General features: G+C 41.6%; 20 protein-coding genes. 8 read left to right on the forward strand and 12 right to left on the reverse strand.

The window, feature by feature from the left end:
• The first annotated feature begins 257 nt into the window (after positions 1-257).
• On the forward strand, positions 258-1,091 hold the full coding sequence (locus E2K93_RS15065) for a class II glutamine amidotransferase (RefSeq protein WP_135439884.1): 834 nt from the start codon (positions 258-260) through the stop codon (positions 1,089-1,091).
• Here the strand turns inward: E2K93_RS15065 and E2K93_RS15070 are convergent.
• From E2K93_RS15070 to purM, 3 genes are all read right to left on the reverse strand, one after another.
• Positions 1,088-1,864, reverse strand: a complete 777-nt coding sequence (locus tag E2K93_RS15070; RefSeq protein ID WP_135439885.1) for a DUF3108 domain-containing protein — start codon at positions 1,862-1,864, stop codon at positions 1,088-1,090. The two genes, E2K93_RS15065 and E2K93_RS15070, sit on opposite strands and share 4 nt — an antisense overlap.
• Before the next feature lie 86 nt (positions 1,865-1,950).
• Positions 1,951-2,598 carry a phosphoribosylglycinamide formyltransferase gene (gene purN, locus E2K93_RS15075; protein WP_135439886.1) on the reverse strand — a complete coding sequence of 216 codons (648 nt, stop codon included), beginning with the start codon at positions 2,596-2,598 and terminating at the stop codon, positions 1,951-1,953.
• Positions 2,599-2,600: 2 nt separating this feature from the next.
• The gene (purM, locus tag E2K93_RS15080) at positions 2,601-3,641 is read right to left on the reverse strand and encodes a phosphoribosylformylglycinamidine cyclo-ligase (RefSeq protein WP_135439887.1); all 1,041 of its coding nucleotides are present in this window, start codon (positions 3,639-3,641) and stop codon (positions 2,601-2,603) included.
• Positions 3,642-3,869: 228 nt separating this feature from the next.
• Here purM and E2K93_RS15085 point away from each other — a divergent pair, with 228 nt between their 5' ends.
• Both E2K93_RS15085 and hda read left to right on the forward strand, forming a co-directional pair.
• A complete protein-coding gene (locus E2K93_RS15085; RefSeq protein ID WP_189637789.1) occupies positions 3,870-4,916 on the forward strand; it encodes a DUF2066 domain-containing protein in 1,047 nt (348 codons plus the stop codon).
• Complete coding sequence (gene hda, locus E2K93_RS15090) at positions 4,916-5,617, forward strand: DnaA regulatory inactivator Hda (protein ID WP_135439889.1); 702 nt, start codon at positions 4,916-4,918, stop codon at positions 5,615-5,617. The genes E2K93_RS15085 and hda overlap by 1 nt, the downstream gene beginning before the upstream one ends.
• Positions 5,618-5,771: 154 nt before the next feature.
• On the opposite strand, the gene E2K93_RS15095 is transcribed toward hda, so the two are convergent.
• The 4 genes from E2K93_RS15095 to E2K93_RS15110 form a co-directional block, all read right to left on the reverse strand.
• The gene (locus E2K93_RS15095; RefSeq protein ID WP_135439890.1) at positions 5,772-7,685 is read right to left on the reverse strand and encodes a hypothetical protein; all 1,914 of its coding nucleotides are present in this window, start codon (positions 7,683-7,685) and stop codon (positions 5,772-5,774) included.
• A 179-nt stretch (positions 7,686-7,864) separates the two neighbouring features.
• Complete coding sequence (locus E2K93_RS15100) at positions 7,865-8,299, reverse strand: DUF2069 domain-containing protein (RefSeq protein WP_135439891.1); 435 nt, start codon at positions 8,297-8,299, stop codon at positions 7,865-7,867.
• Between the two features lie 13 nt (positions 8,300-8,312).
• Positions 8,313-8,669, reverse strand: coding sequence for an arsenate reductase (glutaredoxin) (gene arsC / locus E2K93_RS15105; protein WP_135439892.1), 357 nt, complete (start codon positions 8,667-8,669; stop codon positions 8,313-8,315).
• Between the two features lie 38 nt (positions 8,670-8,707).
• The gene (locus E2K93_RS15110) at positions 8,708-10,171 is read right to left on the reverse strand and encodes a M48 family metalloprotease (protein ID WP_228445343.1); all 1,464 of its coding nucleotides are present in this window, start codon (positions 10,169-10,171) and stop codon (positions 8,708-8,710) included.
• Positions 10,172-10,428: 257 nt separating this feature from the next.
• On the opposite strand from E2K93_RS15110, the gene E2K93_RS15115 reads away from it, so the two are divergent.
• Positions 10,429-10,656 (forward strand): sulfurtransferase TusA family protein, encoded by a 228-nt coding sequence (locus E2K93_RS15115; RefSeq protein WP_135439893.1) that lies wholly within the window; start codon positions 10,429-10,431, stop codon positions 10,654-10,656.
• 6 nt (positions 10,657-10,662) lie between these two features.
• On the forward strand, positions 10,663-11,748 hold the full coding sequence (locus E2K93_RS15120) for an AI-2E family transporter (protein WP_135439894.1): 1,086 nt from the start codon (positions 10,663-10,665) through the stop codon (positions 11,746-11,748).
• A 92-nt stretch (positions 11,749-11,840) separates the two neighbouring features.
• Here the strand turns inward: E2K93_RS15120 and bcp are convergent, their stop codons facing one another.
• Together bcp and E2K93_RS15130 are read right to left on the reverse strand one after the other, a co-directional pair.
• The gene (gene bcp / locus E2K93_RS15125) at positions 11,841-12,314 is read right to left on the reverse strand and encodes a thioredoxin-dependent thiol peroxidase (protein WP_135439895.1); all 474 of its coding nucleotides are present in this window, start codon (positions 12,312-12,314) and stop codon (positions 11,841-11,843) included.
• Positions 12,315-12,322: 8 nt separating this feature from the next.
• The gene (locus E2K93_RS15130) at positions 12,323-12,850 is read right to left on the reverse strand and encodes a glycine cleavage system protein R (RefSeq protein WP_135439896.1); all 528 of its coding nucleotides are present in this window, start codon (positions 12,848-12,850) and stop codon (positions 12,323-12,325) included.
• Between the two features lie 334 nt (positions 12,851-13,184).
• Here E2K93_RS15130 and bamC point away from each other — a divergent pair, with 334 nt between their 5' ends.
• Together bamC and E2K93_RS17810 are read left to right on the forward strand one after the other, a co-directional pair.
• On the forward strand, positions 13,185-14,264 hold the full coding sequence (gene bamC, locus E2K93_RS15135) for an outer membrane protein assembly factor BamC (RefSeq protein ID WP_135439897.1): 1,080 nt from the start codon (positions 13,185-13,187) through the stop codon (positions 14,262-14,264).
• A 32-nt stretch (positions 14,265-14,296) separates the two neighbouring features.
• Positions 14,297-14,440, forward strand: coding sequence for a hypothetical protein (locus E2K93_RS17810; RefSeq protein ID WP_228445345.1), 144 nt, complete (start codon positions 14,297-14,299; stop codon positions 14,438-14,440).
• A 43-nt stretch (positions 14,441-14,483) separates the two neighbouring features.
• Here the strand turns inward: E2K93_RS17810 and E2K93_RS15140 are convergent, their stop codons facing one another.
• Both E2K93_RS15140 and E2K93_RS15145 read right to left on the reverse strand, forming a co-directional pair.
• Positions 14,484-16,454 (reverse strand): alpha/beta hydrolase family protein, encoded by a 1,971-nt coding sequence (locus E2K93_RS15140; RefSeq protein WP_135439898.1) that lies wholly within the window; start codon positions 16,452-16,454, stop codon positions 14,484-14,486.
• Positions 16,454-17,068 carry a hypothetical protein gene (locus tag E2K93_RS15145; RefSeq protein WP_135439899.1) on the reverse strand — a complete coding sequence of 205 codons (615 nt, stop codon included), beginning with the start codon at positions 17,066-17,068 and terminating at the stop codon, positions 16,454-16,456. Before E2K93_RS15145 ends, E2K93_RS15140 begins: the two co-directional genes overlap by 1 nt.
• 117 nt (positions 17,069-17,185) lie before the next feature.
• Here E2K93_RS15145 and E2K93_RS15150 point away from each other — a divergent pair, with 117 nt between their 5' ends.
• A complete protein-coding gene (locus E2K93_RS15150; protein WP_135439900.1) occupies positions 17,186-18,970 on the forward strand; it encodes a hypothetical protein in 1,785 nt (594 codons plus the stop codon).
• Between the two features lie 108 nt (positions 18,971-19,078).
• Here E2K93_RS15150 and E2K93_RS15155 read toward each other — a convergent pair whose 3' ends face one another.
• On the reverse strand, positions 19,079-20,146 hold the full coding sequence (locus tag E2K93_RS15155) for a hybrid sensor histidine kinase/response regulator (protein WP_135439901.1): 1,068 nt from the start codon (positions 20,144-20,146) through the stop codon (positions 19,079-19,081).
• Between the last annotated feature and the right edge of the window lie 86 nt (positions 20,147-20,232).

The raw sequence follows: 20,232 nt of genomic DNA on the forward strand, positions 1-20,232 counted from the left end.
TTTACGTTTTTTTGCTTGCGGTAGAATATGTTGGATAAGGGGAGAGGCGTTTTTTTACGTCGGTGATCCCTGGATTATTGCTGCCAACACATACTTGCCAAGCCGAGAAAATCCTTTGCCATATACTTAATTAGTATAATTTACTCTAAATTTATTTCGAATTTATGACGGGAATTTATTGGTAAAAGTTTCGAATTGAATATAATGGTTATTAAAATAGTATTTTAATTTCGTTTAGTTATAACTGGTGGTTGTGTATGTGTGAATTGTTGGCGATGAGCGCTAATGTTCCGACAGATATTTGCTTTAGTTTTGCCGGCTTAATGCAGCGCGGTGGTAATACTGGGCCACATAAAGATGGTTGGGGCATTACCTTTTATGAAGGTAAAGGTTGTCGCAGTTTTAAAGACCCAAAACCAAGCTTTGAATCAGAGATCGCTAACCTAGTCAGTAATTACCCTATTAAAAGCAAAGCGGTTGTTTGTCATATACGCCAAGCAAATGTCGGTAATGTCTGTCTGGAAAACACCCACCCGTTTATTCGCGAGTTGTGGGGCAGTAATTTTACCTATGCTCATAATGGTCAACTTGCTGACTATCAGCAGACTTTGCAGACACAAAAACTAAAAGCGGTTGGTTCGACCGATAGTGAACAGGCATTTGTGTGGATATTGGAGCAACTTCGTCTTCATTTTGGCGACGAGCGACCTGATGACCAAGAGCTTTACCAATATTTAGCGCAATTGAGTCTGCGCGTTAACCAATTTGGTGTGTTTAACTTGATCTTGTCCGACGGTGACTTTGTGTTTGCGTATTGCTATAACAATTTACACTGGATAACCCGCAGGGCGCCTTTTGGCCCCGCCAAGCTTATTGACACCGATGTCGCGATTGACTTTAAAAAGGAAACCACAGAAAAAGACATCGTTACCGTAATAGCCACTCAGCCGCTTACCTGTGATGAGGCATGGCACAAAATGTCTCCGGGTCAATGGGTGGCATTTGTCGGGGGCGAAGTGATGGCGCAAGGGCAATTACAAGCACCTAAGGTGAAATCACACGCGCAATTAATGGGCGAGAAAAACGGTTAATTTTTTTTGTCAGCGGTGTCGGTTTGACTGTCAGTATTAACCGCAGCATTGCCTTTACTGGCAACGCCAACCAATTCCGCTTGAAACTGTTGGAAACTACCGTCAATTTGATGCAATTTAACCATTAAGTAATTTAACTTGGGAGCGAACCAGGCATAGGTTGTCTGTTTGCTGCCAGGTTTTCTGCGCACCAACTTTACGGTATCGACCACACCATATGGCAGCATCAACTCTTCTTTACCAACATATTCGTAGTTGTAATCTTTGACTTTACCCGAGGTGCTTAGGGTTTTAAATTTGAAGTCTTTGACGTCGTTTATAAGGTTGAAACGCGACTGCAAATGGTAGCTTAACTTACTTTGCAAACCGTCAGGCCATTCAATGTCTTTGGTTTTTTTCTTAAGTAAATTAATTGCTTGAGACTTTTCTTGATCGAACGACCAATGATAGTACTTATCTTTACCGGTGCCTTCTCGATCGGATTTATAGCTCAATGGTATAACTTGGCCATCGACGATACGGTTGGTGGTGAACTCTTTGCGATGATCGGAAAAAATCATCCATTCAATGTCGGTTTTATAGCTAAATTCGACGGTGCCGTCAGGAAGGTTTTTTAATACTCGCTTGGCTTTACCAACAATGTCACCATCGTGAACGATATTATAGTTGGCAGTAAAGTCAGGAATAAATGATACCGGCGCTTGCTCGGCAAACGCGGAGCTCATCGCCAAACTGGATGTGATAACGAGTGTAGATAAAAACTTGCTGCCCATAAACGTCCCTTGACTTACTTTTATTGATTGTCAGTTGGAGTGAACAGGCAGAGCTAAGTTCAATTTTTGCCGATTGAAGGTACCTGTTACTCGCTGGCGTAGCCGTTAGCCGGTAACACTTTATCATCAAGTGTGGCACAATCTTCGCGCATTGTTAAGCGATCGGTACAAAACCAGTCAACAACAAGAGGGTAAATGCGGTGTTCTTGCTCGTGTACTCGAGCTTGTAGGTCAGCCGCCGTATCCCCTGCAAATACAGGGATCTTAGCTTGCAATATGACCGGACCACCATCAAGTTCTTCGGTGACGAAATGCACGCTTACGCCGTGCTCTTCATCGCCTGCATCGAGTGCTCGTTGATGGGTGTTTAAGCCCTGATACTTAGGCAGTAGAGAAGGGTGAATGTTTAATAAACGCCCTTTGTAATGCTGCACAAATTCCGGGGTTAAAATGCGCATAAAGCCGGCAAGTACAACAAGGTCTGGTTGCCAAGCATCAATCTTTGCAATCAATGCCTGATCGTATTGCTCGCGTGAATCAAACTCTTTGTGTGATAGTACCTGAGCGTCGATACCCGCGGTTGCCGCGCGCTCTAGTCCAAATACATCAGCTTTGTTTGATAACACGCCTGTTATTGAGCCTGCGACTTTTCCGTCATTGCAGGCGTCAATAATCGCCTGCAAATTACTGCCGCTACCAGAAATCAGAACAACAATATTTTTGTTCTCTGACATGACTAGTTGATTTCCACTTGCTCGTCGCCGTCATTGGCGTTTTCGATATGACCAATGTGCCATGCATTTTCGCCATGCTCAGCCAATATCTGTAAAGCACGATCTTTTTGTTCCGCTGGTACAACGATGATCATACCAACACCACAGTTGAAGGTGCGGTACATTTCATGAGTAGTAATGTTGCCGTTTTCTTGTAACCAATTGAACACTTCAGGCCACTGCCAGCTGTTACCATCAATAACCGCTTTGCTGCCTTCAGGAAGTACACGAGGAATGTTCTCCCAGAAACCACCACCGGTAATGTGCGATAGTGCGTGGGCTTTAACGTCTTTAAGCATGGCTAATACAGGCTTAACGTAAATACGTGTTGGTTCAAGTAGGTGTTCGCCAATGCTCTTGTCGCCTAGCATTTCTGCTGGATCAGTATTGTTTACTTCAAGAACTTTACGAATCAAAGAGAAACCATTTGAGTGAGGGCCAGAAGACGCTAGAGCAATCAATTGGTCGCCAGCTTTAACATCGTCACCGGTGATAAGCTCTGATTTTTCCGCAACACCGGTACAAAAACCTGCGATATCGTAATCACCTGAGTGATACATACCTGGCATTTCAGCGGTTTCACCACCAACTAAGGCACAACCAGATTGAATACAACCTTCAGCAATACCTTTAACAACGTCTGATGCAACATCAACGTCTAGTTTGCCTGTGGCGTAGTAGTCTAGGAAGTATAGAGGCTCAGCGCCCAATACAAGCAAATCGTTAACACACATTGCCACCAAGTCGATACCTACGGTGTCGTGCTTTTTCAAGTCGATTGCTAAACGTAATTTGGTGCCTACACCGTCAGTACCTGAAATCAATACTGGCTCTTTGTAACCAGATGGCAATTGGCATACTGCGCCAAAACCACCCAAGCCGCCCATAACCTCTGGACGAGTTGTCTTTTTCACAGCACCTTTAATGTTTTCAACCAAGGCATTACCTGCATCAATATCAACACCTGCATCTTTATAGCTTAATGATTGTTTTTGCTCGCTCACGATGAACCCTTAAAATGTTTTACTGTCAAAGCGGCATAATCGCCAAACTGAGACATTTGTCGAACTTTTACTGGCGCGTATTCTACCAGTGCTTAGAGAGATATAAAATGTTTGCGAGAAAATATTTTTTTTCTAGCCTAAATGGCTAATCTTTATGATAATATTCGCCCTATGAAATTAAGAAAAATACTAATACCTTTTGTCAGCAGTTGTGCTTTCGCTTTTTCGATGTCGTCTTTTCATGCTCAAGCCATTGAAATTGACGATCTTTATCAAGCAAAAGTAGCATATTCTGGAGACAACGGTGGACGTGAAAAAGCGTATCGACAAGCGTTTAAGCAGGTCTTGGTTAAGCTCGCCGGTAGTGATTTTGTTAACGATAGCGCTGAGCTAAAAAAAGCCATTAATAAACCGAATGCGTATTTAAGTGAATATCGCTTTGATAGCCAAGATGAGCAAACGTTTTTATTTGCTAATTTTGAGTCCGCCAAAGTCGACCAGTTATTGCAACAAGTCAACGCTGGTATTTGGGGAAAGCATAGACCACTGCTTACGGTTTGGATGATTGACGAGCAGGGCAGCCAACGCACGCTTATCGACGACTCCAATGAGGAAACCAAAAAGCAATTGCAGCTTTGGTTTAATCAGCGTGGTATTGCGGTTAACTTTCCGATTATGGATTTAACTGACGCTATGGCCATCAGTAATAGTGATGTTTGGGGGCGATTTGAGCAAAGTTTATTGCCTGCGTCCGAACGCTATATGGCCGAAGCGGTATTGGTCTTAAGAATATCTGATTCAACCTTAATTAATGAGCCGGACATCACCGCGTGTGGTAACAATTGTCAAACCCCGCCATTAGCTGGCGATTGGCAACTGTGGAGTGGTGATTTAAACCTTGCCAACAATAAACAAGGTAAGGATAAAGACAAGCTGTTGCAGTCCTTGGTATTTGACGTTGCTGAAAATCTCCACCAACAATATTCGGTGATTGTCAGCAGCGACAGCGATGCCTATATTGATATTGAAATAGCCAATGTCACAACGATGAAAGACTTTGTCGCCGTAAGTGATTTTTTTAGTAATGTCAGTTTGGTCGACGATGTTGTCATGATTAAAGTCTCAGGCACGAAAATGCTGTTTCGCTTGCACACCAAAGCGAATGTTGATGCCATTATGCGGGCTCTTAATTTAGAGCAAAACTTAGTGGTTAATCAAGATCCATTGGTTTCTCAAGATACGAGTGAACCGGTAAGTTTTTATTGGAAAGGTTAATGCCAAACACTGAACAATTGCCTTTGGCAGTACACCTGCCTGATGATGAAACCTTTACGAGTTTTTATTCTCTCGATAGCGGTGCGATCGTCAGTCAATTAAAAGCCTTTATTAAAAGTGACGACCATAGCACCCATGGCTTTTATCTGTTTGGCCAACACAGTGTTGGTAAGTCTCATTTATTGCATGCCAGCTCAGCGTTTGCCTCACAGTTAGGCAAGTCGAGTCTGTGTGTGTCATTAAGTGAGATAAAACACTTGTCTGTTGAGGTGCTTAATAACCTCGAACAAGTAGACTTGATTTGTCTCGATGACTTGCACTTAATTGCTGGCAACAAAGCTTGGCAGCAAGGTATTTTTGATTTGTACAATCGAGTCATCGAAAACAATAAAAAGATCATCCTTGCCGGTAACAATGCTGCGAACAGTTTATTGATCACTTTACCTGATTTAGTCTCTCGCATTAGTTGGGGCTTTACTGAACAGGTGAAACCTCTACCAGATGAAGATAAGGTGCAGGCGTTTCAACATCGTGCCCGTGGTCGTGGTATTGAAATGCAAGATGAGACGGTGAAGTTCTTATTAAATCGCGTATCGCGTGATATGAACTCGCTATTGGAAAGTCTCGATGTCTTAGATAAGGCGTCTATTACAGCGCAGCGAAAAATCACTATTCCGTTTATCAAAGAAGTATTATTTTAAAGCAGATTTATTGCTGTGCTTTGTTCATTAAGCACCGAGCGGTAAACAGCATAAGTACCTAGTCACTTACAAAAAAGTCACATACAAAAAAAGTTACAGACAAAAGAAAACCCGGTACACATAGTGTCACCGGGTTTTTTATTGGGTGTGGATGTTAGTTACGCGTTGGTAAGGCTTTTATATGGCCTTGACGGTAGCTCGACATCTTCGGTTGCAAGGCTCCACTACTTGGCAGTTTAGAACCAGCCATTGATTTCAATGGAGCTGGTGGTTGTGGGCTGATGCCTAGATTGTCCCACCAGTTTTGTCCTGCGTTCATCTCTAAAGGCTCTGGCAGACTGTCTATCAATGACAAATCAACTTCTGGTAGCAGACGCTCAGTAATGTATTCTGCGCGAGCACTGACACTGTCTTCTGCAACACGGCCACGTTGTCCCCATGAGACAATGTAGCTTTGGCTACGAATCAAGTCGCCGCTGTTATCGTATACCGGCACACTGGTTACTGCCGTATCACGCTGGATACCAAATCGAACAGACATCATTAGCTCTTCAAATAAAATCGCTAAATCTTCTTTTTCATTGGTGTAATTGTAAAAGCCATTAGAGCGATCTGGACGATAAAAACCGACCACGTCGTCAGGCATGTAACTGCGTTGTGTGGCGTTAGAGTCGCCGGTAAGGAAACGTACCTCAGCCAAATCACGCATATCATCACTTAATAATGGGTATAAACGGTCTAAGTCATCTGAGATTTCATCTTCTTCAACGGCAGCGTTTAAGAATCGAGTCGAGTCACCGTAGGAATCCCATTCAGCCGGTGGCATGTAATCATTGGCGTGAGCCAGCTCATGATACAATAAGTCGGTTAGCTCAAAACGCATATCGCTTAAATCACGGCTTAACCCATCTTCTGGCGGATAATATAGTGATACGTAATCGTTGTCTTTTACGTAGCGCCACGGGATAACAAATTGTAAGTCATTACCAAAATCACTACGATAATCCGGTGCTTCGTTTATGGTTTCGCGTTGCGCCGCAGCAAGCCATAAATTTTCCGGGTCAAGATAAATTGCCCCGGTTGCTGCCCAGTAAAAAGAAGGGCGGATATCATAAGATAAGACAATACCTGTTGTTGCTCTTAACAGGTTTTTAAAATCATCGTTATCATCGTACGCTTCAAGAAACGCTCTAAAATTCACCGCCATCCAGTCATGGGATACGACGACGCGATCCATGATTTGGTCAATGGTTGGCGTCGCACCGTTACTGTCAGTGGCTAATAAAGGTAAATCGCCTAATCGACATGAGTCTTCTAATTGATTTGAGTAAACACACTCAACCAAAGTGTCTTTGTATGGCGAGTCTTGGTTATAGACGTAGACGTTAGCTAATTGGCCATCATCAAAATAGGCTCCACCGGCGATACTTGGGCGATCTTCAACAAGTATACTGGCCTTGTCTCTATACACGTCACCGTCACGGGTTTCTGCCGTGACTTCAATTTCAATGATTTGATCTTGATTGACCACGGGCGCGGTAAATATAGCCAATAATGGGTCGATGTTGTTTTCATCAAAGCTGATGTTCGGGCCCGATAATTGACGCCAGTTTATGGTATCGGTTTCGATGTCAGAATCAGCGAACAAGCGCAATGAGACATTGCCTGTTTCAACAACAGAGTGACCTCGAGATAAACGCAGTTTTGGTGACGCTTCGCTTACCGAAATTGTTGCGCTTTCATTTACTGAGGTGCCATTGCTTTTATAACTGACTGAAAAGGTGTATTGACCGGCATTTTCAGCTTCAAAGGAGATAGCTTTGCTTTTATCGGCTAGTAACGTTACTGCCGGGCCTGAAGTTTGTGACCACTGAATATCGGTGATTTCATCCCCTGGGGCAAATAATAACAAGTCAGGATTTTGCCCCTGCATGTAATCTGTTTCAGAGGCTATATTGTCGAAATTAAGCAAGTCGTCGTTAGTGTCATTGTCGCTGCCGGAGCCGCCGCCACATGCAGATAGCAACATTGCTGACGATATTGCTATAGCTAAATAATGCTGTTTCATCGTTTGATCCCATAAGTACGCCTAAGCGGCATCGTTATTATTGTTATGGTTATTGTATAAAAATTATCTATCCCCAATTTACCCTAACTCTTAGTACGTTGTTAAGTGAAAATTGGATTGCAAGCCGTGATTACCATCATATTATCGGCTCACGGCCATTTTATTATTAAAATAACGGCTTAACTGTTGTCTTTGTTTTCGAATGCTTCGCGTTCGTCTTTTAAGTCGTCTTTAAGTTTACGTATTTTCAGGCCCAATTCTTGACCACGATATTTTGAATAATATGCCCCTGCGAAGAACATCAAGTTTGCCAACAGCAACTCAATTAGGGCATATAATGTTTCACCTTCGGACACCCAAAGTGTCGTCAAACTATGTAGGAAATAAATTAACACAATGAAGTTTGCCCAGGCAAACGTGTACGGATTACCTTGTAAAATGCCTTTGAGAGGAAACAATAAAGGTAATACAAACATCACCAACGCTAAGGTCGGCGATAACGCTTCACTTGGTGATAATACCAATAACCAAAGCGGCATAAACCCTAATAAACCCAAATAACCAAAGGTTGCTATTTTTCGCAGGGTTGGGGTACTGAAAGTTTGTTTAGACATTAAACTCGACCAATTAAAATAATGTATTTACGTTTTCTGGCGGGCGGCCAATAACTGCTTTATCTTGATTGGCAGAAATGACGATAGGGCGCTCCATTAATTTTGGCGTATCGACCATCGCTTGCAATAATTGCTCGTCGCTTACCGCGGCGTCTTTCAAACCTTGTGCTTTATATTCATCTTCTTTGGTGCGCATCATTGCTCGAAGCTCAACACCAAGTAGCGATTGAACCTGCTGTAATTGTTGTTTTGTTAGCGGCGTTTTTAAATACTCAACAACATTGACCTCTTTGCCAGCGGCTTCGATCAATTGCAGGGTTTGTCGGCTCTTTGAACAACGAGGGTTATGATAAATAGTTAATGCAGACATAATTTTCTCTATATAGGTCGTAGGTAAAGCAGCTAAAACTACAAGCGTTTTAGCTGATTTTCTTGTTCTTGAAACTGCAGAATTCTCGCTTTAATTTTCTTTTGCATCAAGGAGTTTTTCTGACTGTGATTGTAGGCCGTATGCAATTCATCAACCGCTTTTGGGTATAACCCCATTAAGGCCAATACTTCAGCATTTTGCACATGGGTTTGTGCGGTTTTCTTTTGTGCCTTATATATATCAGCTAACAGATCGTTAGCTAAAAAGTGGTTTTTACTGACTAATAAAAAGTCTTGTAATAAGGTTTCTGCTAACTTGTACTGTTTTGCCTTATATGCGGCGTTAGCATAGTTTAAGGTGACGACCTGGTTGTGTGGCATGATCAGGTATAATTCAGCCAACATAGATAACGCATCATCGTAACGATTTTGCTCTAAATACACATCGGTCATCGCATCCACATAGAATAGATTTTTAGGAGCTTGGGCGAATAACGGTCTTAACACATTCTCCGCTTGCTCATAGTCTTTGTTTGCGAAATAACTCAATGCCAAGCCGTATTGAGCCGCCTGTTTGATATCGTATTTGCCTAACCGAATTTCGTCTTTAAAGATCGATATGTTGTCTTTGCCATTGCCTTCATAACGCGCTCTTAATCGAGATTTTGCTAATTCAAAGTCTATATTAGGCGGTAAAAGGCGATTCGGGTAGCGAGTCGCCCGTAAGCGGGAGTCGGTAATTCGCGATTCTGGCAATGGGTGAGTCATCAACATCGCAGGTGGCTTGGAGGTATAACGGTATTTTCGAGCCAGCTTTTTGAAAAAGTTTGGTGCACCATTTGGATCGTAACCACTGTCAGCAAGGATTTCCATGCCAACTCGGTCGGCTTCGTTCTCATTGCCACGGGTGTAATTAATACCCGCTTGTTGGCTTGCTGCCATGGTGGTTGATAAGGCGGCCATACCTGCTTGAGGATTGACTAGCGCCAACAAAACACCGGATATCATACCGGCAATAGTCAGAGGTGTATTGCGACTTTGCTCTTCCATACGGCGGGCTAGGTGACGTTGAGTGACGTGCGCAATCTCATGCGCAAGTACCGATGCCAACTCACTTTCATTGTCAGCCATGGTCAGCAAACCTGAATGGGTGCCGATGTTGCCACCAAAGAACGCAAAGGCGTTGATTTCTTTACTGTTAATTAAAAAGAAATTGAATTGGTAATGCACATCATCGGCACTTTTAACCAAACGGTTACCTAAATCATTGATGTATTCTTCTAAAACGGGATCATGAATCATCGGCTGCGATGCGCGAATCGATTTCATCATGGCGTCGCCGTATATTTGCTCTTTATCCAGAGACAATGTACTTACCGCAGAGGTACCAATTTCAGGCAAGGTGTTTTTGTCATCGGCATACGCCGACGCGGTTGTTGTAAACAACAAACTTGTTGCCATTAAGGCGATACTGATAGGTTTGAACCTAAAAACCTTTTTCATTTAATTCCACTTTCAGCCAAAGGGCGGATTACACTCAAATTAACTCATTAGAGGCTACGAAGCACAGTTAGTTGCAGCGAATTTTCGATTGTTCTAATGCTTGAGTTGTATTTATTGATATTAATATTGCTATATTGAATTAAATTAACGTTTTTGACAATAGAATCCGCGTGTTAAATGGCCTGTGATATTTTTATTCCCTTAAACCGGTGCACTTGCTATCATTTTCATGATCCAATGATAAAGGTTTGATTTTAATGGCTGATTTTCTCGTTTACGATGGTCGTAACGACAAGTGCCCGCTACCATTAGTAACAACGAAGCTGTTACTAAAAAAATTAGCAAGCGGAGAAAAAGCCGTTGTTCACCTCAAAGACCCTGGTTCGTTGGCTGATATTCCCGCCTGGTTGCAAACACAACGTGTCCGTATTTGCCAGAAAACTAACGCTGACGCCAGCGTTACCTTGACGATAACAAAAGAGTAGTGCTCGATGATTAATTACATAGTTAATTGGTACAAGGATAAATTTTCCGACCCGCATGTGGTCAGTTTGACCTTATTAATGTTGCTTAGCTTTTTGGTGCTAACCTTTTTCGGCAACTTATTAATGCCAATTATAGTGTCTGTTGCCTTGGCTTTTTTACTGGAACCTTCGGTTCGCGGCCTAGGTAACTTTGGTTTGAGTCGCAATAAATCCGTGGTTATGGTGATGCTAGCGTTTACTGGTGTGAGTTTGGCGACCATGCTAGGTTTAATGCCTTTGTTGTGGCAGCAAACCAGTAATCTGGTTGCTGAAGTACCGGATATGTTGGTCAAAGGTAATGAGTTTTTAGTGACCTTGCCACAAAAGTACCCTGATATTATTAAAACCGAACAAATCGACGGCATCATCGATACCATCCGTAGTGAAATCGTATTGATTGGCCAAACCATATTGCAAGCCAGTTTGAATTCAATTTCCGATGTTGTGGCATTGATCATTTATCTCATCTTGGTACCGATTATGGTGTTTTTCTTTCTTAAAGATAAAAAGACCATGATGGAAAGTGTCAAACGTTTTCTGCCAAAAGAAAGTCGTTTGACGTCACAAGTTGGTAAAGAGATGCACCAGCAAATCCATAATTACATTCGCGGTAAGGTGGTCGAAATAATGATAATTGGCTTTTTGTCGATGATCACCTTTTGGTTACTGGACTTGCGTTACGCCATCTTGCTTGGCGCATTGGTCGGGTTGTCAGTATTGGTGCCTTATGTGGGCGCAACCGTGGTTACCATTCCCGTGGTATTAGTGGGGCTATTTCAGTGGGGAGCAACACCAGAGTTTGGTTATGTGATGTTGGCCTACGCCATAATCCAGATTTTTGACGGTAACATTCTTGTGCCGTTATTATTTTCAGAAGCGGTTAACTTACATCCTGTCGCCATTATTATTGCGGTAATCATTTTTGGCGGGTTGTGGGGTTTTTGGGGGGTATTCTTTGCAATCCCGCTAGCGACCTTAGTTAAAGCCGTTATTAATGCTTGGCCAAATTCGGCTATTGAGCCAAATGACCAGACGTCAAAAGCGCAAGCGTAATATCCAGTATTCTCATCGCTGAGATTAAGCACAAAAAAAGGCAACGTTACGTTACCTTTTTTGTTTTATATCGTCAGCAAACGGTGATTTGATTAAGCCAATTCGTTGATGACATTAAGTACTACGTCGTGGTGGTCTTTGGTTTTAAACTTGTTAAAGACATGCTCAATGTTGCCATCCAAGCCAACCAGAAAGCTGAGGCGATGAATACCATCGTATTCGCGGCCCATGAATTTTTTCAAGCCCCAAACGCCAAAGTCATCCGCTACTTTATGATCTTCATCGGATAATAAGGTGAAGTTTAATTCATCACGTACACAAAATTTATCGAGACGCTTAACGGCATCTGGACTGATACCAAAAACCACGGTATTTAGCGCGTCTAATTGGGCTTTGCTATCACGTAAGTTTTGTGCCTGAACCGTACAGCCTGGCGTCATTGCTTTTGGGTAAAAATAAACAAGTACACGTTTTTTACCGATATAGTCAGCAAGGTTTACGGTGTTGTCATTCTGGTCTTGAAGAGAAAACAAAGGCGCTTTGTCGCCAACTTGCAAAGTATTCATGCTATTCCTTAAAAAATATGTTTTTGTGGTGTTCTGATATCACCTTGAACGTTCAATAAACGACATAATTGTTGAAATTGATCATCCAACGCGACTTTATCAATGTGCTTCGGCAAATTGATGAGCATATGAATATCAACAATATTGTTTTTACCGTTGGTTATCGATTTTAATGACGACAAGTCGATGTCTTGCTTGGCGAAAAACTGTGTTGCTTTGCTTAACAGACCAGGCGCATCTTCACCACTTAAGCTAGCTTCCAGACATTCATGTATTTGACATTTGCTGTTGGCTTGGGTGCGTTTGCTGATGGTCATTAATTGCAATGAATGCGCCAATAAAGGTAGCCGTGTTTCGATCTGATTAATGGCATTTTTGGAACCACTGAGCAACATTATCAAGGTAAACTCGTCCCCCAAAATAGCCATTCTGGAGTCATCAATATTACAGCCGAAATCACTGGCGAGTTTAGTGATCTCGTTCACGATACCGGTTCGGTCACTGCCTAATGCGGTAAAGACGATAGATGCAGACATAAAACATGAGTCAATATTGTTTGTAAACGTCTTATTTTAGGGCGTTTTTTTGTAAATTAGTAGAGGTACAAGAAAGATTGTTTTTGACAATCATTATTAGGCTCAAATTTTTGTCTCAGATTTTACTTACAAAGCTTGTGTTTAGAGATTAGGGCAAGTACCATTAACCGCTATTAAATATTGCTCTAGCTCCCCATTAACAACGATTAAAATGAAAGTTTTCGGGAACTATTGATTGCTTAGTCAATCGAAAAGCAAAAATAAAATCCCTTTATCGAATTTATCAGTATTGGTTTATTTGAAAAGTAAAAAGGCATTTCCCTCAGGAGTATTAATGGATCGCCGAGTAATTTATTTATCCCTTTTAGGTCTGGCACTTAGCGCATGTTCTAATGTTGAAACGCGTAAAGAAGCGAAAGGGGATTTTGACTACGTAAATTTCAAGCCAGAAGCAGAGCTTAAAGTACCTGACGGTATGACACCGCCAGCCAAAAAACAACTTTTTGCCGTACCAGAATTGAAAAATACCGATGGTGCCGTAGGCCAAGCCGTTGATATACGAGCTCCTGCGCAAGTATTGCCTTTAGCAAGCGGAAGCCGAATCGATGAGTTCGATAAAACCGCAGCTATTTGGTTTGATAAAGTCGATGATAACCGTGAGCTACGTGATCAAATTGTCAAAGCAATTAAAGATTACTTGCAAACAGAAGACGTTGCACTAACGGTTGAAGATGAAAGCAATAACTTGTTTGAGTCAGACTGGTTCCATGTAGAAGACGAAAGCGGTTATCTGTTTTGGAAAAGCGTCGACATTACTGAAAGCTGGCGTTTTAAATATACCTTGGTTACTAAACCGCACGGTCGCAGTGTTGGTCTAAATGTTGAATTGGTTGACTACATGCTGACCAATGATAAAGGCTCAACCAAGAAAATTGATCCAATCGAAAAACAGCGCGTTGAAATGGCGATGCTAAATGCCGTTACTGGACAACTAGATTATCAATACCGCATTAATAATCGTGATGATCGTTTAGCTCGTGCCAACATGCAAATTGTTGAGTTAGGGCAAACCAACGACGGTGAACCTGCATTAATCATTGATTACCCGCGTGATGAGCTATGGTCTTATCTGCCTGGTTTCTTTGAGCAGTACAACTTTATCATCACCGACATCGATGAAGATAAGTTTGTTTTTGATGTTGAATATACTTACGTAGAAGCAAGTGTATGGGACACCGTGTGGGGAGATGATGCCCCTGTTGTTGATATTCCTGATGGCACCTATCGTTTCAAATTGAAAGACAGTGATGGCAAAACCGAGTTGATTATTACCGATGATCAAAACAATAACTTGGGTGACGAATCACTGAAGAAGAACTTCGAAGTGTTAGAGCCAGCGTTATCGTTTAGATAACTAAGCTTTATAGATAGCAAAAAAGGCGCTTAATGAGCGCCTTTTTTATGTGTCCTGCTTTTTCTAACATCACTGATTTGATGGTTTTTATCAGCGTTATTTTCAATGTTATTTTCTATATCGCGCTGTCGGTGCGCTTATCGATAACGTTATTGCAATCGAAACCAGCGTTTTAAGCAATCTTATATAACACTGGTAATGATGCCTATATTTGTTGTGTTATTGCTTGGTGTGTTGCTTGAGAAACGCTAATAATGCTTCAAAATACTTAGCAGATTGCTCGGCAGAGCCAAAGCTATGCGTTGCCTCTTCATCTTCATACCAAATAAATTCTTTGTTATGTTTCTCTAACATCAACTTCATGCGATGGCTGTGCTCTACATCGACAATTTTGTCTTTTGCACCATGGCCAATAAGCAATGGAATATGTAATTTGTCGATATTATACACTGGCGATATACGTTTGAACTTTTCACGTTCCAGTACTCTATCGCCGACATATTTTTTTAACCATTCTTGCTGGGCATCATTGATACGAGTAGAGTGCAGCAACAGATTTACGTCACTTACCCCTGCAAAACTGGCTGAGCACTTAAATGCATCAGGGTAAATGGTTGGCATCATCATCGCCGCATAGCCGCCGTAACTAATGCCAAAGATACAGACGTTATTGGCATCAATGTGCGGCGATGCCGTCACCTGTTGTAATGCTTGATAAATATCTTCTAGCATTAAATCGCCCCATTGGCCGATACCTGCTTCTTGTAACTCTTCACTATAACCACCAGAGCCACGAAAATTGACCTGTAACACCGCATAACCATTCGCTGCAAGCAGTTGGCTTAGTGGATTGTAGTAACGATTATCGTAAATACTGATTGGGCCACCATGTGGCATCACCACAAGCGGGTATGTTGATTTGTTTTGATTTGGTGTTGTCAGCAGGTAGGGGATATCAAGCCCTTCAACAGTAACCGTGGCTTCGTGCATCGTCGACGATAGTTTGTTGGTTAGGTTAGGAAACATGGTGCCAATTAATCGTGGTTGTTTAGCGTTCGCTGACAGGTAATAAAACTCACCGGGAATGTCATGATTTTCAATGTAATAAATCTGACTGGCTTTATCGACACTGCTATTCACCGAGCTGACTAAAGACGGTTTACGCGGTAAATTAAAGCTGCCTTTTATCGCTTCATTATTGACGTATTCGGTGGTTAATTTACCATCATTGATGACTTTAACGGCTTGTAACTCATGCTCATCGGTGAGTAATACGTCAACAATTTTAAAGGCTTTTGCCTGATAAACCGTTTCTTGGGTATTGTTGTCAAAATCGTATACATACAACGAGGTCTTGTTTTGTTGATTAACATCGATGCTGTAAAAACGATTGCCTTCACCTGCGTAGGCGATTGGTAACAATACTTGGTTGTCTTTATTATCAAAATTAAGCTCTTCTGGCGTCCACTGGTGCAATTCTTGTGGCTCATCTTCGCTGACATTGGTTAAATGAAACTGTCTGTCCATTTTCATGTGCAGCACCGATAAAATGCTGCCGTCATTATCAAAATACCAACGTGTCGCAAAACCCTTAATGGACTTTACAACGTTGCGTTTTTTGAATTGGCCGCCATCAATTTTAGCCAGTTTACTTTTCTTTTTCTGACCAAACACGTCCAGTTTATTGACGTCTACCTTATAGACCTTTGAATTGATTCCTGGCTTTGAATAAAGAAACACCCCAGGCTGCTTAGGTAACAAGTGAACCATGATGCCTTTGGTTTTAACTTGCAGTATTTTTGCTTGCTGTGTGCTGTCTTCAGGTAATTTGGCAATGATTAAGCGCTGTTTGCGCTTGCTGTCGATAAGTTGCTCTATGCCTTTTTGCTTTTGCGTAAACTGCACCGCTAAATGCGCGTCATCAACCCAGCCAAATTCATTAATGTTGAATTCTTCAAATGCGTATTGATCGAGGTTTACAAATACGGTCTCTTGATCGCTATTTACATCAAGAACATAAACAATGTGTTGCTCGTTTTCCTGTTTTAATAAGGCGACTTTATCGCCTGTTGGGTTGAGCTTAGCGGCTAATAAATGTGGTGCGGCAAAAAAATCTTTAGCCTGTAAGTTGACCGCAGAAACTTGAAAAGCCAACAACAAACAAGTGATAAAGGTGAGTAGGGCTTTCATTATTCGCTTCCTTCAAAGTCACGGGCAAAGTCATCGTGATAGGCTTGACCGGTTATCAGTGGATATGGAATCTGCAATTGAGCGACTAATTGTTTTAATGGTTGATACTGGCTTGCATAACGGTTGAACAGGTTAATTTCAACGTGGTTTCTGCTTCGCTCACCGTCTATTTTTAGCTCGCCTATGTAGGACAGCATCTGCGCCTTTACAGTGAAGCGCCACGTTATGTCGTTATTGGTATCTTTACTAAACGGTAGGTCATAAAACGGCGCATTTATTTCGGTAATTTGATATGAACCTTTAGGTAACGTCAGTTGGTAAAATCCTGGCTCATAACCTTTTAAATTGATTTTATAATCGGTACGACCTTTATAGCGTTGGAATTTCTGATTTGCGGTTAATGACACCGGCTTAATAATCATCGATGGCGCGGTACCTTGGGCTTTAAGGTACAGTATTGCGACACCTTTTTTGTTACCAACTTCGCTGATCTGGCTTAAGGGCTTTAAATTGTACTTTAGTGTTTGCGAATTAGCGGCTAACGAGACACTGAGACACCAAATTGCCAAAATGAATTTCAAAGTGAAAGCAACCGCTTGGCGATAACGTTCCATATTTTATAACTTCCTGAGACAGATATACTGATCTGTAATGACATCAATTTTAGAATTATGGTAACCTAATCTGCATGCAAATTTAACCTTTCTATAACAATAAAAGTAAGAGAATTTATGACGCACTTTGTTTCTTTCATCAGACCCGCACTTATCGGTCTGACCTGCTTGTTTATGGCTACTGGTTGCGTTACCAGTAATGTTGATCTGGTAGAACCTTTGACCGCAAAAACACCGATTGCGGAAAACCAAGGCGTTGTTACTGTACAGATCATCAATACCAGTGCTTACCCATTACCGTATAACTTTATAACCATTGCACCGAAGAATGTGAATGAGTCAAAAAAAGTTAAATATCAGCGTTTGGAGTCTTTGCTACCAGCAACGACCAATAGCACCATATTCGCCTCTGCGGTGAATGCCGGCAGTTATAGCTTATCTGATATTCGTTCATTTTTTGTTAAAGGTGATTATTACTTTATACGCGGTGCCGGAGCCGATATTGAGTTTGGTACATTCGATGTTAAAGCGAATCAAGTAACAGACTTAGGGACGATTATTTATTACCCTAAACCAGACGGTGATAGATTTTTAAACGTGTTATCGCGTATCGCCGATCAACAAGCGGGTGAAAGCCTGATTAAATATTTTCCGTTTATCGATATCAATAAAGAGGTTTTAGGCTGGGATGAAGACGACGCGGAAGACGAACGTTTTTCACTGTATTCGTCAATCGCACAAAACCCTTTGGCGTTTAATAAACAATATTTAACCGCTAACGGTGATTTCTATATGTTAGCCAAACTGGGTGTGTTATTGGTCCGAACAGACGATGGTGAATGGCAACTAGAAGCGGTTGATAGTAACAACGATTTGCATGCCATTGCCGACAATGACAGCGGTGATATCTTGATTGGTGGTGATGAAGGGCGATTGTTCTTTAAAGCCGCAGAGGATGATGAGTGGCTAGACGTATCTTTAACTCAAAATCTACGCATTAGCGAAATCAATAGTTTGCAAAATAACCGCTTTGAATTACTTACCTATGACGACAAGCAAATGAAGGTATTGCAAGGTGGTTTAAGCAATGACGGGTTTCAATGGCAAGTTATTCGCAGTTATGCGGTCAATAAAGGCTGGCGTGATGCTGATGGCAATGACGTGATCGTTCAAGCTGACATCGATAAGAAAAAGAAGAAAAAGAAAAAATCAAAACGAACCAAAATCTTAGGCGTTAGAACGGCGAGTAAAGATGGTAAAAAGTATGTTGAAATCAGCCGCGGTTATAAACGTGAATTAAGCGTGTTTTCAGAAGGCACACAAGATCAATTTGTTATCGATGAAGATTGGAACATTGTTGAGAAAATCGGCATCAATGAGACGTTTGCGACACAATATACTGCCGGTAAAAATACCATCTTCGTTGAACAAGCTGGGTATTGGTCTTGGACAGGTCAACCAAGCATCTATTACTTTGACGCAAATAGCGGCAGCAAAGTCATGATCCAAGACAGTATCAGAACATGTCCTGAAGGTTATGCAATGAAAACCAAGTCCTGCATGAAAGATAAGAAAAAAGTAAAAATCAAAAAAGAGAGCTTTAGTTTTGTCTCTTATCCGTGGTTTTACGGCGAAAAAGAAGCGCTAAGTATCGTTGCATTTTCTGGTTATGATTTTTGGACAGGACCAAAAGAAACCAAATATGAAATCATTAAGACCCTTGATGGCGGTGCGAATTGGCAACGAACTGAGTTGCAATTACCTGCGAAATATTGCCGCAGCATTATCACCGAAGTCACCGACGCATTGGTTGTCAGTTGTGAAGGGGTAAGTAGCGATATTTATCAATCAAATGATTTAGGCGAAACATGGCAACATGTGCGTCAACATGAAGACTTCTAAATCACTATGATGTTACACATAAAAAAGGCGCTCTGTGAGCGCCTTTTTTAATGTCTTTAATTGAGCTTTTAAATGAGTTAAGTGCAGCTACGTGTGCGCAGGTGTGTGTTAGTAGGCTGGCATTTTGACGATAAACTCAGTGTAGGTTTCATCAATGATATTAAACGCTATGCTGCCGTTTTGTGCTTCGGTCATCAGTTTAGCGGAGTAGGCGCCTAAGCCAGAACCGCGTAAATGGTTTGATGAGGAATACTTCTCAAATAGGTTACCGCGTAATTCTGGTGGAATAGCGCCGGTGTTTTTCATACGAAACTCAACGCTTTCACCTTGCTCGCTTATATGGATGTCGATGCTTTCACCGTCTGGTGACGCTTCAACGGCGTTCTTGATTAGGTTATTAAATATCGATAAACACAACAGCTCTTCAGCGTCGATATAGGTGTTATGGTGCGTAGACTCAACATTAAATGAGATGTTCTTTTTACTGGCAAGGCGACTCACCGCTTTAATGCCTTTATTGACCAAAGCATTTAAATCAACCATATCAGGGCTAAATGGGTAAGTGCCTCGTTCAATTTTAAACACATCTAGGGTGTTATTGAGCATGTTAAGAACATTGTTGGTTGACTCTTCTATTGAATCGGCAATTTCTCGATTTTCTATTTTCGGTGTTTCAAATAAAATGACCCCAAGCGGGCCTTTTAAATCATGCCGCGTTAAGTTTTCAATATCTTCGCGTAAATGCATGTTTTCATTTAAGGTTTCGACTTGCTTTTCGAGTGCGATTTGGCTCTGTCTTAAGCTAATATGGGTGCGTACTCGTGCCTTGAGAATTTCTGGTTTGAGAGGCTTGGTAATGTAATCAACAGCACCGAGTTGAAAGCCGCGGGTAATGTCTGCGATTTCTGATTTGGCGGTAAGGAATATAACCGGTATGTTTTGCGTAGCAGGATCTGCTTTAAGTCGTTCGCAAACCTCATACCCGTCAAGTTCCGGCATCATAATGTCTAATAAAATCAGACTGATATTATTGTCTGCTTGAGCAATTTTTAAGGCAACTTTACCGTTTGTCGCCGCTTTAACTTTATACTTTTCCTTTAGCAGGGCTGACGCCAGATCAATGTTGCCTGGCTCATCATCAACAACCAAAATGGTATGCTTTCTCTCTTCGCTCACGCTTTTGTTTCGCCTATGTGTCGTTATTTTACGGGGTTTTGGTTAGTTTAAATCTATGGCGAAAATCTAAATAAAGCAAATGTTTA

This window comes from Thalassotalea sp. HSM 43, assembly GCF_004752005.1.
GTDB lineage: Bacteria > Pseudomonadota > Gammaproteobacteria > Enterobacterales > Alteromonadaceae > Thalassotalea_A.

Excerpts from the sequence above, each read along its gene's own strand:
- E2K93_RS15065 (WP_135439884.1), top strand. The coding sequence starts at position 258 with ATGTGTGAATTGTTGGCGATGAGCGCTAATGTTCCGACAGATATTTGC.
- E2K93_RS15070 (WP_135439885.1), bottom strand. The coding sequence starts at position 1,864 with ATGGGCAGCAAGTTTTTATCTACACTCGTTATCACATCCAGTTTGGCG.
- purN (WP_135439886.1), bottom strand. The coding sequence starts at position 2,598 with ATGTCAGAGAACAAAAATATTGTTGTTCTGATTTCTGGTAGCGGCAGT.
- E2K93_RS15085 (WP_189637789.1), top strand. The coding sequence starts at position 3,870 with ATGTCGTCTTTTCATGCTCAAGCCATTGAAATTGACGATCTTTATCAA.
- hda (WP_135439889.1), top strand. The coding sequence starts at position 4,916 with ATGCCAAACACTGAACAATTGCCTTTGGCAGTACACCTGCCTGATGAT.
- E2K93_RS15095 (WP_135439890.1), bottom strand. The coding sequence starts at position 7,685 with ATGAAACAGCATTATTTAGCTATAGCAATATCGTCAGCAATGTTGCTA.
- E2K93_RS15100 (WP_135439891.1), bottom strand. The coding sequence starts at position 8,299 with ATGTCTAAACAAACTTTCAGTACCCCAACCCTGCGAAAAATAGCAACC.
- arsC (WP_135439892.1), bottom strand. The coding sequence starts at position 8,669 with ATGTCTGCATTAACTATTTATCATAACCCTCGTTGTTCAAAGAGCCGA.
- E2K93_RS15110 (WP_228445343.1), bottom strand. The coding sequence starts at position 10,171 with ATGAAAAAGGTTTTTAGGTTCAAACCTATCAGTATCGCCTTAATGGCA.
- E2K93_RS15115 (WP_135439893.1), top strand. The coding sequence starts at position 10,429 with ATGGCTGATTTTCTCGTTTACGATGGTCGTAACGACAAGTGCCCGCTA.
- E2K93_RS15120 (WP_135439894.1), top strand. The coding sequence starts at position 10,663 with ATGATTAATTACATAGTTAATTGGTACAAGGATAAATTTTCCGACCCG.
- bcp (WP_135439895.1), bottom strand. The coding sequence starts at position 12,314 with ATGAATACTTTGCAAGTTGGCGACAAAGCGCCTTTGTTTTCTCTTCAA.
- E2K93_RS15130 (WP_135439896.1), bottom strand. The coding sequence starts at position 12,850 with ATGTCTGCATCTATCGTCTTTACCGCATTAGGCAGTGACCGAACCGGT.
- bamC (WP_135439897.1), top strand. The coding sequence starts at position 13,185 with ATGGATCGCCGAGTAATTTATTTATCCCTTTTAGGTCTGGCACTTAGC.
- E2K93_RS17810 (WP_228445345.1), top strand. The coding sequence starts at position 14,297 with ATGAGCGCCTTTTTTATGTGTCCTGCTTTTTCTAACATCACTGATTTG.
- E2K93_RS15140 (WP_135439898.1), bottom strand. The coding sequence starts at position 16,454 with ATGAAAGCCCTACTCACCTTTATCACTTGTTTGTTGTTGGCTTTTCAA.
- E2K93_RS15145 (WP_135439899.1), bottom strand. The coding sequence starts at position 17,068 with ATGGAACGTTATCGCCAAGCGGTTGCTTTCACTTTGAAATTCATTTTG.
- E2K93_RS15150 (WP_135439900.1), top strand. The coding sequence starts at position 17,186 with ATGACGCACTTTGTTTCTTTCATCAGACCCGCACTTATCGGTCTGACC.